This window comes from Kluyvera sichuanensis (assembly GCF_014218705.1).
Classification (GTDB): Bacteria; Pseudomonadota; Gammaproteobacteria; order Enterobacterales; family Enterobacteriaceae; genus Kluyvera; species Kluyvera sichuanensis.
The window spans coordinates 56,161-69,589 of the sequence record NZ_JABBJF010000009.1 but is presented as its reverse complement, the minus strand read 5'-3'; the positions used below and the strand labels follow the sequence as shown (position 1 = coordinate 69,589).

Annotated in this window: 14 protein-coding genes; 10 read left to right on the top strand and 4 right to left on the bottom strand. The window is 57.3% G+C overall.

Annotation, left to right across the window (positions count from 1 at the left end; genetic code table 11):
* Window positions 1–3 precede the first annotated feature (3 nt).
* From ecpA to HII27_RS12165, 3 genes are all read right to left on the bottom strand, one after another.
* Window positions 4–591, bottom strand: coding sequence for a common pilus major fimbrillin subunit EcpA (ecpA, locus tag HII27_RS12175; RefSeq protein ID WP_185668129.1), 588 nt, complete (start codon window positions 589–591; stop codon window positions 4–6).
* Window positions 592–1,195: 604 nt separating this feature from the next.
* A complete protein-coding gene (emrD, locus tag HII27_RS12170; protein WP_185668128.1) occupies window positions 1,196–2,383 on the bottom strand; it encodes a multidrug efflux MFS transporter EmrD in 1,188 nt (395 codons plus the stop codon).
* 175 nt (window positions 2,384–2,558) lie between these two features.
* Complete coding sequence (locus tag HII27_RS12165) at window positions 2,559–3,392, bottom strand: DMT family transporter (RefSeq protein WP_185668127.1); 834 nt, start codon at window positions 3,390–3,392, stop codon at window positions 2,559–2,561.
* Between the two features lie 220 nt (window positions 3,393–3,612).
* Between HII27_RS12165 and ivbL the strand changes: the two genes are divergently transcribed.
* The 7 genes from ivbL to uhpT all read left to right on the top strand — a co-directional run bounded on the left by ivbL (window position 3,613) and on the right by uhpT (window position 10,829).
* The gene (gene ivbL / locus HII27_RS12160) at window positions 3,613–3,711 is read left to right on the top strand and encodes an ilvB operon leader peptide IvbL (RefSeq protein WP_072011409.1); all 99 of its coding nucleotides are present in this window, start codon (window positions 3,613–3,615) and stop codon (window positions 3,709–3,711) included.
* Between the two features lie 103 nt (window positions 3,712–3,814).
* A complete protein-coding gene (gene ilvB, locus HII27_RS12155; protein WP_185668126.1) occupies window positions 3,815–5,503 on the top strand; it encodes an acetolactate synthase large subunit in 1,689 nt (562 codons plus the stop codon).
* 3 nt (window positions 5,504–5,506) lie between these two features.
* The gene (gene ilvN, locus HII27_RS12150) at window positions 5,507–5,797 is read left to right on the top strand and encodes an acetolactate synthase small subunit (RefSeq protein ID WP_185668125.1); all 291 of its coding nucleotides are present in this window, start codon (window positions 5,507–5,509) and stop codon (window positions 5,795–5,797) included.
* Window positions 5,798–5,872: 75 nt separating this feature from the next.
* Window positions 5,873–6,463 (top strand): transcriptional regulator UhpA, encoded by a 591-nt coding sequence (uhpA, locus tag HII27_RS12145; protein WP_185668124.1) that lies wholly within the window; start codon window positions 5,873–5,875, stop codon window positions 6,461–6,463.
* The gene (gene uhpB, locus HII27_RS12140; RefSeq protein ID WP_185668123.1) at window positions 6,463–7,965 is read left to right on the top strand and encodes a signal transduction histidine-protein kinase/phosphatase UhpB; all 1,503 of its coding nucleotides are present in this window, start codon (window positions 6,463–6,465) and stop codon (window positions 7,963–7,965) included. Before uhpA ends, uhpB begins: the two co-directional genes overlap by 1 nt.
* A 9-nt stretch (window positions 7,966–7,974) precedes the next feature.
* Entirely contained in the window at window positions 7,975–9,294 is a 1,320-nt protein-coding gene (gene uhpC / locus HII27_RS12135) for an MFS transporter (protein WP_185668122.1), read from the top strand.
* 143 nt (window positions 9,295–9,437) lie between these two features.
* The gene (gene uhpT, locus HII27_RS12130) at window positions 9,438–10,829 is read left to right on the top strand and encodes a hexose-6-phosphate:phosphate antiporter (protein WP_185668121.1); all 1,392 of its coding nucleotides are present in this window, start codon (window positions 9,438–9,440) and stop codon (window positions 10,827–10,829) included.
* A gap of 43 nt (window positions 10,830–10,872) precedes the next feature.
* On the opposite strand, the gene HII27_RS12125 is transcribed toward uhpT, so the two are convergent.
* Entirely contained in the window at window positions 10,873–11,775 is a 903-nt protein-coding gene (locus HII27_RS12125; RefSeq protein WP_185668120.1) for a LysR family transcriptional regulator, read from the bottom strand.
* 105 nt (window positions 11,776–11,880) lie between these two features.
* On the opposite strand from HII27_RS12125, the gene HII27_RS12120 reads away from it, so the two are divergent.
* From HII27_RS12120 to HII27_RS12110, 3 genes are all read left to right on the top strand, one after another.
* Entirely contained in the window at window positions 11,881–12,333 is a 453-nt protein-coding gene (locus tag HII27_RS12120; RefSeq protein WP_185668119.1) for a DUF1198 family protein, read from the top strand.
* A gap of 114 nt (window positions 12,334–12,447) precedes the next feature.
* On the top strand, window positions 12,448–12,960 hold the full coding sequence (locus HII27_RS12115) for an SRPBCC family protein (RefSeq protein WP_185668183.1): 513 nt from the start codon (window positions 12,448–12,450) through the stop codon (window positions 12,958–12,960).
* A 124-nt stretch (window positions 12,961–13,084) separates the two neighbouring features.
* The gene (locus HII27_RS12110; RefSeq protein WP_185668118.1) at window positions 13,085–13,426 is read left to right on the top strand and encodes a type II toxin-antitoxin system RelE/ParE family toxin; all 342 of its coding nucleotides are present in this window, start codon (window positions 13,085–13,087) and stop codon (window positions 13,424–13,426) included.
* Window positions 13,427–13,429: the final 3 nt, after the last annotated feature.

Here is a 13,429-nt window from a genome sequence, read left to right as displayed (position 1 = left end):
GGATTATGCCGTTACCCACGTAGCGTTGAACTGGACTTTTACATCACCGCTCCAGTAGCCGTCTGCCAGATCTTCAAACTGAGCATCGGTGGAACCATCGCTGGTTGCAGAGTCAATCGTGAAGGTAAAGGTCCCCTGGGTGGAGGTACGGTCTGAACCCGCATAGGCTGAACTGACGGACAATGCATCCAGGCCTGAAGAGACATTGTTTGCGGTGTCAACCAGGGTCACCGGCGTAGCGTTGCTCAGCGCCTGGCCATTCCACTGAACGCCAACCGCCAGAGTGGAGGTGTCAGTGGCGCGGGAGAGGGTATTGGTGACAATCTGAGAAGTCAGTTTGAAATCCGTTGCCCCTGACTGCCCTTTAATCGTGATGTCGAAAGCGCCATTCTGTGAGTTGAACGCTTTGATACCTTCAGCATACTGGAAGCTCAGAGATTTCAGCGGGGTAACAACCAGCGCGCTGGTGGTGTCTTTAGTTGCTGACGCATCCCAGGTCGCTGTTGAGGACGCAGTAACATCATCAGCGGCCATGGCGCTTGAGCAGAATAATGCCGCAGCAACGCAGCTAACCAGAGTGAGTTTTTTCATATCTAATCCTTTTAGATAAAATTGTTTCTTCATTTTGTTGAAGTAACCAGGTTACTTCCCTGCATATACTCCTCTGGTTTTTCCATAAAAATCACCAGAGTAATATTATTTAGTTAGGCATCATAGAAACGAATGCTTATTTCAATAAAGCTGTAAAGAAACCCTATTATTCAAACGTTTTATCATTCGTTTGTTGGGTATTTAACTCATTGTACGTAGTGGTATTAAGAAAAAGATTAAGCAAGATATACGTCGTGCTTATAGATACCATTTTGTAAAACGGTCTAGTTATTTTTGATTCGGAAATAAGATTAAATACCTGAGTGGTTATTGTATAGCTGTTTTTAATTTTTTTAATGACAAAATTGATAGGTGAATGCTATTGAAATACGGCTGATATGATGGTTTGTGTATGATTTGTTTTTTAGTATAGAAAATAAATATACGTCAAATTTATTTCGCGTGTATTTTAATTAACTGCGTGAATTCAATGGGTGGGGTGATTGTATTATTTTTATTTATTAGTTTTGGTGTTTTGCCAAAATATTATTACTCTGAATTATTAACGCCCGTTAGGGTTCTTAACGGGCGTTAATCGGAGACGTTACACCATCGTTTGCTGATGGCGGGCAAAGCGTGACGCGAGCGGCAGCCAGCAGAGGAAAATCAGCAGCCCCATCAGCGTCATCAGTAGCCCGATGCTGCCCTGTCCGGTTTGCGGCATCATTGCCGACAGCCAGGCAAGTACGCCTGAACCAATGTTCTGCAGGCCGCCAACCAGCGCCCCGGCGGTACCGGCAAGAAACGGGAAGGGCTCCATCGCACCGCTGGTCGCCAGTGGGAACAGCATCCCCGCGCCGAAGAAGAACAGCGCCGCAGGCACCAGCAGCGTCCAGATATTCATGACGCCGAACAGGCCGGGGATCCACATCATCACGCCCGCTGCCAGACAGCACACCACCGACTGCCACATTAGCGTCGGGAAGCGTTTTTTCGGCCGCCCGGCAAACCAGGCGCCAAAGAACGCCGCCGGAATCGGCAGAATAAACAGGATACTGACCATCAGGCTGCTTAAGCCCAGCACGCCGCCCATCAGCACGCCGGAGCTGGCTTCAAATACCGCGATACCCGCCAGGCCGCCAATCAGCATCAGCAGATAGCAGTTAAAGCCGCTGTTACCGAACAGCGTTTTGTAGTTGCTGATAAGCCGGGTTTTCGGTGCGCCGGTTGGGCGCGTTTCCGGCATCCAGCGTGCCATGCTGAAGGTGACTCCTGCACAGAGCACCAGTAGGAAACCGTAACAGGCGCGCCAGTTGATCAGCGTCTCCAGCACGCCGCCAATCAGCGGCGCCAGCAGCGGGCTGACCAGAATACCCATGTTTAACAGACTGTTGGCATGACGAAGCTGGCTGCCCTCATACAGGTCACGCGGTAGCGTACGCGCCATCACGCCGCCCACGCCGGTGCCCATCCCCTGCATGGCGCTAGCAACAATCAGCACCGTCAGGCTGTGAGTGGTGATGGCAACCAGCGTCGCCAGCATAAAAATCGACATCCCGACCAGGATCACCGGACGGCGCCCGACGCGGTCTGAGAGCGGGCCGTAGAACAGCTGCGAAACGCCATAGGTCAGCAGATAGGCCGCCATGACGCTCTGCACCGCCCCTTCGCGGACGTTGAGGTCGTTCGCCATCTGCGCAATTGCAGGAATATAAATGGTTTGCGCCATCTGACCGACGGCGACGAGCAACACCAGCATCACCAGGATATTGACGTTTCTATCTCTTTTCATTTCGCTGATAACTTTATAAAAATTGAGTTTATAAGAATAAATGTCCAGGAATTGCGCTAAAAGCGAGAGGAATCTACCACAATGAGGTGACGATTTAATCACATGCCATGTAAATGAAATGTGTGATGCAGGCAGGATTTATACACGTAAACGGCAACAATAGTTGCCAGTTTAGTCAGGAGAGGCGCAGCAGTATGGCACCCGCAGCGATGCCGCCAGCGGCCACCAGCCGCAGTCCGGCTACCCGCTCTTTGAGCAGCAGCCAGGCAATCAGCGCGCCGAACAGAATCGAGCTTTCACGCAGCGCGGCCACTACCGCCAGCGGTGCCTGGGTCATCGCCCATAGTGCCAGACCGTAGGACCCCATCGTCCCCATGCCGCCGAGCACGCCTTTTTTCCAATGCTGAATCAGATAGCGCGATGCTTCGCGGCGGCGGGCGATCATCGCCCAGCACAGCAGGCTGGAGCCGTTAAGGAAAAACGACCACAGCGTATAGCCCAGCGCCGTTTCCGACAGGCGCACGCCGGTACCGTCGATCAGGGTGTAACCGGCAATCACCACGGCGTTCATCAGCGCCAGCACCACGCCACGCTGCGAGCTGGAACGGCTGTTAAATGCCATCGCCAGGATCGCCGTACAGATGACCGCAATGCCACCCCAGGCCAGCGTTGAAAGATGATCGCCCAGAAACAGCACGCTGATGATGGCGACCAGCAGCGGCGCGGTACCGCGCATCAGCGGGTAGGTCTGGCTCATATCGGAAATCTGATAGGTCTTCGCCACCAGTACGGTGTAAATCACCTGCAAGACGGTGGAGGCGACCATAAATGGCACGCTGGCCGCCGAGGGGGCAGGGGCAAAGGGCAAAAGTAGTAGTGCGATGAGCGCGGCGGAGCCGGTGACGCCGATAGCCGAATAGAGTTTGTCGTTTCCCGCCTTAACGATGGCGTTCCAACTGGCGTGTAAAAGTGCGGCAAACAGCAAAATACAGAAAACAGAAAGCGTCATGATAATGCGTTGCTCAGGAAGATTTCACCAAAATTTAACACAGCCGACGGGCGGTGACCAAGGCCAGAAATAGGGGAAAGATGGGACAGCCTGGATAATTTCCCTGACCGCAATAATGTGATCTTTGCTGTATTTTTGCGCAGATGAAAATATTTCCATTGTCAGCAGAAAAAAGCTGTGTTTGTATAAATTCACTAAACGAATTGAGAGAAGACCCTTAATGACCCCATCAATGCTGACTTCGACCCTACTAAAAACCGCGCTACCAGCCGCGGTGGTCGTCGTGCGTGTGGTGGTGGTCGTCGGCAATGCGCCGTAGGGTCAGGAACACACACGATTCCAAACCCCGCCGGCGCAAACCGGGCGGGGTTTTTAGTTTCTAGCCCCCTCCGGATAGTCGGCCTAGTTGAAAGGACTGGAGCATGGCAATTTCGGGCACAACATCACAGACCACGCGTTTTACCGGCGCGCAATTAATCGTTCATTTACTGGAACGTCAGGGTATCACCATGGTGACCGGCATCCCCGGCGGCACGGTGCTTCCGCTGTACGACGCCTTAAGCCAGAGCACGCAGATCCGCCATATTCTGGCGCGACACGAGCAGGGCGCGGGCTTTATCGCCCAGGGCATGGCGCGTACCCACGGCAAACCGGCGGTGTGCATGGCCTGTAGCGGGCCGGGCGCGACCAACCTGGTGACCGCCATCGCCGATGCGCGCCTCGACTCTATTCCGCTGGTGTGTATCACCGGCCAGGTAGCCTCCTCGTTAATCGGCACCGACGCGTTCCAGGAAGTCGACACCTACGGCATCTCTATCCCCATCACTAAGCACAACTATTTAGTCCGTAACATCAATGAATTACCGCAGGTTATTGCTGATGCTTTCCGGATTGCCCAGTCTGGCCGCCCAGGCCCGGTGTGGATAGACATTCCTAAGGACGTTCAGACTGCGGAAATCGACATCAGTGAACTGCCGGAACCCGGCGACCGTGCGGCAACGCCAGAATTCAGCGCTGAGAGCGTGAGCGAAGCGGCGGCGATGATCAACGCGGCGCAGCGTCCGGTGCTCTATCTGGGCGGCGGCGTGATCAATGCCCCGGACCGCGTGCGCGAACTGGCGGAAAAAGCCAACTTGCCGACCACCATGACCCTGATGGCGCTGGGCATGCTGCCGAAAGCGCACCCGCTGTCATTAGGTATGCTGGGTATGCACGGCGCGCGCAGCACCAACTTCATTCTGCAACAGTCTGATTTACTGGTAGTTTTAGGTGCGCGTTTTGATGATCGGGCGACCGGTAAAGTGGCGGAGTTCTGCCCGAACGCCAAGATTATCCACGTCGATATCGACCGCGCCGAGCTGGGTAAAATCAAACAGGCTCACGTGGCGATTCAGGCGGATGTGGACGACGTGCTGGCCCAGATGCTGCCGCAAATTGACGCGCAGCCGCGCGATGCGTGGCGCGGTAAAGTGGCCGAACTGCAACAAGAGTTCCCGGGCGCCATTCCTGAAGCGGGCGACCCGCTCAGCCATTATGGCCTGATCAACGCCGTTGCCGCCTGCGTGGACGACAGTGCGATTATCACCACCGACGTTGGCCAACACCAGATGTGGACGGCGCAGGCTTATCCGCTGAACCGCCCTCGCCAGTGGCTGACCTCCGGCGGCCTCGGCACCATGGGCTTTGGCCTGCCTGCCGCTATCGGTGCGGCGCTGGCGAACCCGGACAAAAAAGTGCTGTGCTTCTCCGGCGACGGCAGCCTGATGATGAATATTCAGGAGATGGCCACCGTGGCGGAAAACCAGCTGGATGTGAAAATCATCCTGATGAACAACGAAGCACTGGGGCTGGTGCATCAGCAGCAGAGCCTGTTCTACAAACAGGGTGTCTTTGCTGCCACCTACCCAGGCATGATTAACTTTATGCAGATTGCCGCCGGTTTCGGTCTGGAAACCTGCGATTTGAACAATGAAGCTGACCCGCAGGCGGCGCTGCAGGCGATTATCAATCGTCCGGGCCCAGCGCTGATTCACGTGCGCATCGACGCCGAAGAAAAAGTGTATCCGATGGTGCCGCCGGGTGCGGCAAATACCGAAATGGTGGGGGAATAAGCCATGCAACAACAGACTCGTGACAACGTTATTCTGGAACTCACCGTGCGCAACCATCCGGGCGTAATGACTCACGTCTGCGGGCTCTTTGCCCGCCGCGCCTTCAACGTGGAAGGCATTCTCTGTCTACCTATCCATGACAGCGATAAGAGCCGCATCTGGCTATTGGTCAACGACGATCAGCGACTCGAGCAGATGATTAGCCAGATAGACAAGCTGGAAGACGTGGTGAAAGTGACCCGCAACCAGTCCGACCCATCGATGTTCAACAAGATAACCGTCTTCTTCGAGTAGTCCGCTCAAGACTTGAACAGCCGCGCGCTTATCGTTAAGGTAGGCGCGTTTTTTTTACCCGCCAGGATGGAATCTATGATCACCGTTGCCCTTATCGACGACCACACTATCGTCCGCTCCGGCTTTGCTCAACTGCTCGGTCTTGAGCCTGATTTGCAGGTGGTTGGCGAGTTTGGCTCCGGGCGTGAGGCGCTGGCGGGGCTACCGGGGCGCGGCGTGCAGGTCTGTATCTGCGATATCTCGATGCCGGATATCTCCGGCCTTGAGCTGCTCAGCCAGCTGCCGAAAGGCATGGCCATTATCATGCTCTCCGTTCACGACAGCCCGGCGCTGGTCGAACAGGCGCTGAACGCGGGCGCGCGCGGGTTTCTTTCCAAACGCTGTAGCCCGGACGAATTGATTGCCGCGGTGCACACCGTGGCGACCGGCGGCTGCTACTTAACGCCGGATATCGCCGTCAAACTGGCGGCGGGCCGCCAGGATCCGCTGACCAAGCGCGAACGCCAGGTGGCGGAGAAGCTGGCGCAGGGAATGGCGGTAAAAGAGATTGCCGCCGAGCTGGGGCTGTCACCGAAAACGGTACACGTTCATCGCGCTAACCTGATGGAAAAGCTGGGCGTCAGCAACGACGTCGAGCTGGCGCGTCGCATGTTTGACGGCTGGTGATGAATAGTGTCTTTTCGCGGTGCATTACCGTTGTCGCCTGTTTCTTTATCTTCTCCGCCGCGTGGTTCTGCCTGTGGAGCATCAGCCTGCACCTTGTGGAGCGTCCAGCGCTGGCGGTGCTGCTGTTCCCGTTCGGTCTGCGCCTGGGGCTAATGCTGCAATGCCCGCGCGGCTACTGGCCGGTGCTGGTGGGCGCAGAGTGGCTGCTGATTTACTGGCTGGCGCAGGAAGTGGCGCTGGATCACGCGTTATTATTGATGACCGGAAGCGCGTTGACGCTGCTGCCGGTGGCGCTGATCTCCCGCTATCGCCATCAGCGCGACTGGCGTACGCTGCTGCTTCAGGGCGCGGCGCTGACGGCGGCGGCACTGCTGCAATCTTTGCCCTGGCTGTGGCAAGGGGAAGCGGCGCTGAACGCTTTACTGCTGACCTTAACCGGCGGGCTAACGCTGGCCCCTATCTGCCTCGTATTCTGGCACTACCTTACCAGCACCACCTGGCTGCCGCTCGGCCCGGCGCTGGTGTCGCAGCCGGTGAACTGGCGCGGGCGGCATCTGGTCTGGTATCTGCTGCTGTTTACCGTCAGCCTGTGGCTGCAGCTCGGTTTACCCGCAGAACTTTCGCGCTTTACCCCATTCTGTCTCGCGTTACCGATCATCGCGCTGGCCTGGCACTACGGCTGGCAGGGCGCATTGATTGCGACCCTGATGAACGCCATCGCCCTGATTGCCAGCCAGACCTGGCACGATCACCCCGTTGATTTACTGCTCTCGCTGCTGGCGCAAAGCCTGACCGGGCTGCTGCTCGGCGCGGGCATTCAGCGGCTGCGCGAGCTGAATCAGTCGCTGCAAAACGAACTGGCGCGCAACCACCGGCTGGCGGAGCGTCTGCTGGAAACCGAAGAGAGCGTGCGCCGCGACGTGGCGCGCGAGCTGCATGACGATATTGGCCAGACCATCACCGCCATCCGCACTCAGGCCGGGATCGTACAACGTCTGGCTCCGGAGAACGCGGGCGTGAAGCAGAGCGGGGCGCATATCGAACAGCTTTCACTGGGCGTTTACGATGCCGTACGCCGCCTGCTGGGCAGGCTGCGCCCACGTCAGCTCGACGACCTCACGCTGGAACAGGCCATCCGCTCGCTGATGCGCGAAATGGAGCTGGAAAGCCGCGGTATCGTCAGCCACCTCGACTGGCGAATTGATGAATCAACGCTGAGTGAAAGCCAGCGGGTGACGCTGTTCCGCGTCTGCCAGGAAGGGCTCAACAACATTGTGAAGCACGCCAACGCCAGCGCAGTCACACTACAGGGCTGGCAGCAAGATGAGCGGCTGATGCTGGTGATAGAAGACGATGGCAGCGGCCTGCCGCCGGGCTCGAATCAACAGGGTTTTGGCCTCACCGGCATGCGCGAACGCGTGACGGCGCTCGGCGGCTCGCTCACTATCTCCTGCATGCACGGCACGCGGGTCAGCGTCTCTTTGCCTCTGCGCTACGTGTAAGGAACGGCGATGTTTCAATTTCTCAAGGCTCCGGCTAACGCACCGCGCATCACCGATAAGCAGGAAGTGGATGCGCAATATCGCTACTGGCGGCGGCATATTCTGCTGACCATCTGGCTTGGCTACGCGCTGTTTTACTTCACCCGCAAAAGCTTCAACGCCGCGGTGCCGGAGATTCTCACCACCGGCGTACTGACCCGTAGCGATATTGGCCTGCTGGCGACGCTGTTTTACATCACCTACGGGCTATCGAAGTTTATCTCCGGTATCGTCAGCGACCGCTCCAACGCCCGCTATTTTATGGGCATCGGGCTGATTGCCACCGGAGTGGTCAACATTCTGTTCGGTTTCTCCACTTCGCTGTGGGCCTTTGCTCTGCTGTGGGCGCTGAACGCCTTCTTCCAGGGCTGGGGCGCGCCGGTCTGCGCCCGCTTGCTCACCGCCTGGTACTCGCGCAACGAGCGCGGCGGCTGGTGGGCTATCTGGAATACCGCGCATAACGTCGGTGGCGCGCTGATCCCTATCGTTATGGGGGCGGCGGCGCTGCACTACGGTTGGCGTGCGGGGATGACCATCGCGGGAACCCTGGCGATTGTGGTCGGTCTGTTCCTCTGCTGGCGGCTGCGTGATAGACCGCAGGCGATTGGCCTGCCGCCGATTGGCGACTGGCGGCACGACGAGCTGGAGATTGCTCAGCAGCAGGAAGGGGCGGGGCTGACGCGCAAAGAGATCTTCACCCGCTACGTGCTGCTCAACCCCTACATCTGGCTGCTGTCGTTGTGCTATGTGCTGGTGTATGTGGTGCGCGCGGCAATCAACGACTGGGGCAACCTGTACATGTCCGAGACGCTGGGCGTCGATCTGGTGACGGCGAATACGGCGGTCACCATGTTTGAACTGGGCGGGTTTATCGGCGCGCTGGTGGCGGGCTGGGGTTCGGACAAACTGTTTAACGGCAACCGTGGGCCGATGAACCTGATTTTCGCCGCCGGAATTTTACTCTCGGTGGGCTCGCTGTGGCTGATGCCGTTCGCCAGCTACGTCATGCAGGCGGCGTGCTTCTTCACCACCGGGTTCTTTGTCTTCGGCCCGCAGATGCTTATCGGCATGGCGGCGGCGGAGTGCTCGCACAAAGAGGCGGCGGGCGCGGCTACCGGCTTCGTCGGGCTATTTGCCTATCTCGGCGCGTCGCTCTCCGGCTGGCCGCTGGCGAAGGTGATGGAAGTGTGGCACTGGACGGGGTTCTTCGTGGTGATTGCCATCGCGGCGGGCATCTCCGCGCTGCTGCTGCTGCCGTTCTTAAACGCCCAGGCGCCGCGAGAAGCGTGACCCGCTTCACCTTTCTAAGACGAATGACCTAAAACTAAGAAATTTTCCCGGTTTCACCTGGACGCTGTCTCAGGCGTGCTTCCCGGCTGATTTTTACAATGTCTGCCATTCGCAGGTACCAAAAATTAGCTCGGGAGTGTCCTATGCTGGCCTTTCTAAACCAGGTGCGCAAGCCGACCCTGGATCTGCCGCTCGACGTGCGGCGCAAAATGTGGTTCAAACCGTTCATGCAGTCCTACTTGGTGGTCTTTATCGGCTACCTGACGATGTATCTGATTCGTAAGAACTTTAACATCGCCCAGAACGACATGATCTCCACCTACGGGCTGAGCATGACCCAGCTCGGGATGATTGGCCTCGGCTTCTCGATCACCTACGGCGTGGGTAAAACGCTGGTCTCCTACTACGCCGACGGCAAGAACACCAAGCAGTTCCTGCCGCTGATGCTGATCCTCTCCGCCATCTGTATGCTCGGCTTCAGCGCCAGCATGGGGCCGGGCTCAACCAGCCTGTTCCTGATGATCGCGTTCTATGGCCTGAGCGGCTTCTTCCAGAGTACCGGCGGCTCGTGCAGCTATTCGACCATCACCAAGTGGACGCCTCGCCGCAAGCGCGGTTCCTACCTCGGCATGTGGAATATCTCCCACAACCTCGGTGGTGCGGGTGCGGCAGGCGTAGCGCTGTTTGGGGCTAACGTCCTGTTCGACGGTCACGTCATCGGCATGTTTATTTTCCCGTCGATCATCGCGCTGATTGTGGGCTTTATCGGCCTGCGTTTTGGTAGCGACTCCCCGGAATCTTATGGCCTCGGTAAAGCGGAAGAGCTGTTCGGTGAAGAGATCAGCGAAGAGGACAAAGAGACCGAAGATAACGACATGACCAAGTGGCAGATCTTTGTGGAGTACGTGCTGAAAAACAAAGTGATCTGGCTGCTGTGCTTCTCCAACATCTTCCTGTACGTGGTGCGTATCGGTATCGACCAGTGGTCTACGGTCTACGCCTTCCAGGAGCTGAAGCTCTCTAAAGAGGTGGCGATTCAGGGCTTTACCTTGTTTGAAGTTGGCGCGCTGGTGGGTACCCTGCTGTGGGGCTGGCTCTCCGACCTCGCCAACGGCCGTCGTGCGCTGGTGGCCTGTGTGGCGCTGGCTTTAATCATCGCGACGCTGGGCGTTTATCAGCATGCCAGCAACCAGTACGTCTATCTGGCCTCGCTGTTTGCCCTCGGTTTCCTGGTCTTTGGCCCGCAGCTGTTGATTGGCGTGGCCGCGGTGGGCTTCGTACCGAAAAAAGCGATCGGCGCCGCCGATGGTATCAAAGGCACCTTCGCCTATCTGATTGGCGACAGCTTCGCCAAGCTGGGTCTGGGGATGATTGCCGACGGCACGCCGGTCTTTGGCCTCACCGGCTGGGCTGGCACCTTCGCCGCGCTGGATACCGCCGCTATCGGCTGTATCTGCCTGATGGCCATCGTGGCCGTGTTTGAAGAACGTAAAATTCGCCGTGAGAAAAAGATTCAGCAGTTAAAAATGGCGTAAGTGTGTTTGGTAACTTCTTTGCCCGGTTCTGCACCGGGCTTTTTTATGCCTGCTGGCTGGTCTCATGCAGCAGTTCGCGCAGCCACTGCTGCGCCGGGTCGCGATGATTACGCTCATGCCAGGCCATGCTTTTGGTAAAACCGTGAATCGCCACCGGCGGCTCCTGCACGCAGATTGACGCGCGTGCGCGGGCAAGGCGGCTCGGCACCACGGCAATCATGTCGCTGACGGCCAGCACTTCCGGCAGCACCAGGAAGCTGCTCACCGACAGTCCGACCCGGCGTTTGCGGCCGACTTTTGCCAGTGCATCATCGGTTACTCCCCAGAAACTCTCGCCCTCGTAAGAGACCAGAATATGCTCCAGCGCGCAGAAGCGGTCGAGGCTCAGCGGCGTGCGGGCGTCGGGGTGGTCGGCGCGCAGCATGCAGACGTAGCGCTCCTCATACAGCATGCGGCTGTGTAGATCGCCCGGTGTGGTGCTGGGGGTCAGCAGCGCGAGGTCGATTTTCCCCTGCTCAAACTGCGCGGTCAGCCGCTCTGGTTCGACGGGGATCACCCGGACGCGAATCATCGGCGCGCGCACTTTCAGGGCGGCGATAAACGGCACCACCACGGCTTTGAGCGCATAGTCGGTGGCGGCGAGGGTGAAGGTGACGTCGGCGGTGAGCGGGTCGAACTGTGCGGGCTGTAGCAGGGTGTTGATATCGTTCAGGATCTGTTTGACTACCGGCGCCAGTTGCTGGGCGCGTAGCGTCGGCACCATGCCGTGCGGAGCGCGGATAAACAGCGGATCGCCAAAATTATCCCGCAGCCGGGTCAACATTCCGCTGACGGCGGGCTGGGTCAGCGACAGCCGCGCGGCCGCTCGCGTCACGCTGCGTTCATCGAGCAGCGCATCCAGCGTTTTCAGCAGGTTGAGGTCGAGGGTTCTGAGATCCGGTTTCATCGGCGGCTTCCTTCAGGGAGGTAACGCACATTATGGCATGTTCGATTATCGACAGGGCGCAAAATCCCATTATCATGTCGGGGTTTAGCTAAGGTGAGAGCGTGCATGATCTGGTTGATTCTGGCCACTCTGGTGGTGGTGTTTGTTGTAGGATTTCGGATCCTGACCTCAAGTTCCCGACGGGCGATTCGCCGTCTTAGTGAACGGCTCGGTATTACCCCAGAGCCGGTAGAGTCGATGGTAGACCAGCTAGGGAAAGCGCAGGGCGAAGAGTATTTACGCTATCTGGAGCGGCCGAACGAAGCGCATTTGCAGAATGCGGCGCAGATGCTGCTGATCTGGCAGGTGTGCATTGTCGACGGCAGTGAAGTGAACATGCTGAGCTGGCACCGACGGCTGCAAAAAGCCCGTCTGGCGGCGCCGATTACCGACGCCCAGATTCGTCTGGCGCTGAGCTTCCTGCGCGAGCTGGAGCCGGAAATCAGCGAGCTGAACGCTTTCCAGTACCGCTACAACGCGCTGTTCCATGATGAAAACGGTGTGCACTGGCTGCATTGATATCACGTTGTGTGATGTTGTTTATCAACATTGATGATTATATTTATATCACTCCTGAGCGCATGATTGACCTCGTCAACATCATTACTCACGAGGTTCATCATGAAACAGTCAATGCAACAAAGCGCTATCGTCTGGCCAGAAGGCTACCTGCCTGGCACCACTGACAACTTTGCCTCTAACGAAATCATCGTCAGCGGCCTGACCGCCAAACAGATTTGGGCACAGCTTGACGACACCACGCTGTGGCCAACCTACTACAGCAACGTAGCGGATATTCATTTCCACGACGGCAGCGGCCCGATGCTGAGCGCCAACGCCCGCTTCCGTTTCTCTACCTTCGGCTTCCCGATTGAAGCGCAAATCACCGAATACGTCCCACTGGTCGACGGCGAAGCCGCGCGTGTGGCCTGGCACGGCTGGGCGGAAGGTGATGCCACCACCCGTCTGGACGTGATCCATGCCTGGCTGTTCGAAGACCTGCCGGGTAACCGCGTGCGTATCCTGACCCAGGAATCGCAGATTGGCGTCCCGGCGCAGGAACTGGCGCGCACCGTGCCGAACCCGATGATTAACGGCCATCAGGAGTGGATTACCGGGCTGGTGAAATCGGCGCGAGGGGAGTGAGTTTGCCAAAGCCGGATAGGCGCTACGCTTATCCGGCAAGCATTACCGGAAAAGAAACTAATCTTGCTTATATAGCCAATAAACTATAATTTATTTATAGCTTATTGGCTATGAGAGATCGCAGATGTGGTCGGTGGAAACAACGGATGTTTTCGACAGCTGGTTTGAGGGACAGACCGAAGCCTTAAGGGAAGATATGCTCGCCGCGATGGTGATTTTATCCGAGTTCGGGCCGCAGCTGTCGCGCCCCTTTGCGGATACGGTTAATGGCTCTGCTTTTACGAATATGAAAGAGCTTCGTGTACAACATCAGGGAAATCCCATTCGGGCCTTTTTTGCGTTTGATCCTTCCCGCTGCGCCATCGTGCTATGTGCAGGAGATAAAACAGGATTAAACGAAAGACGGTTTTATAAAGAGATGATCAAGCTTGCTGATGCTGAGTACCGTAAGCACCTGAACAAGTAAGGA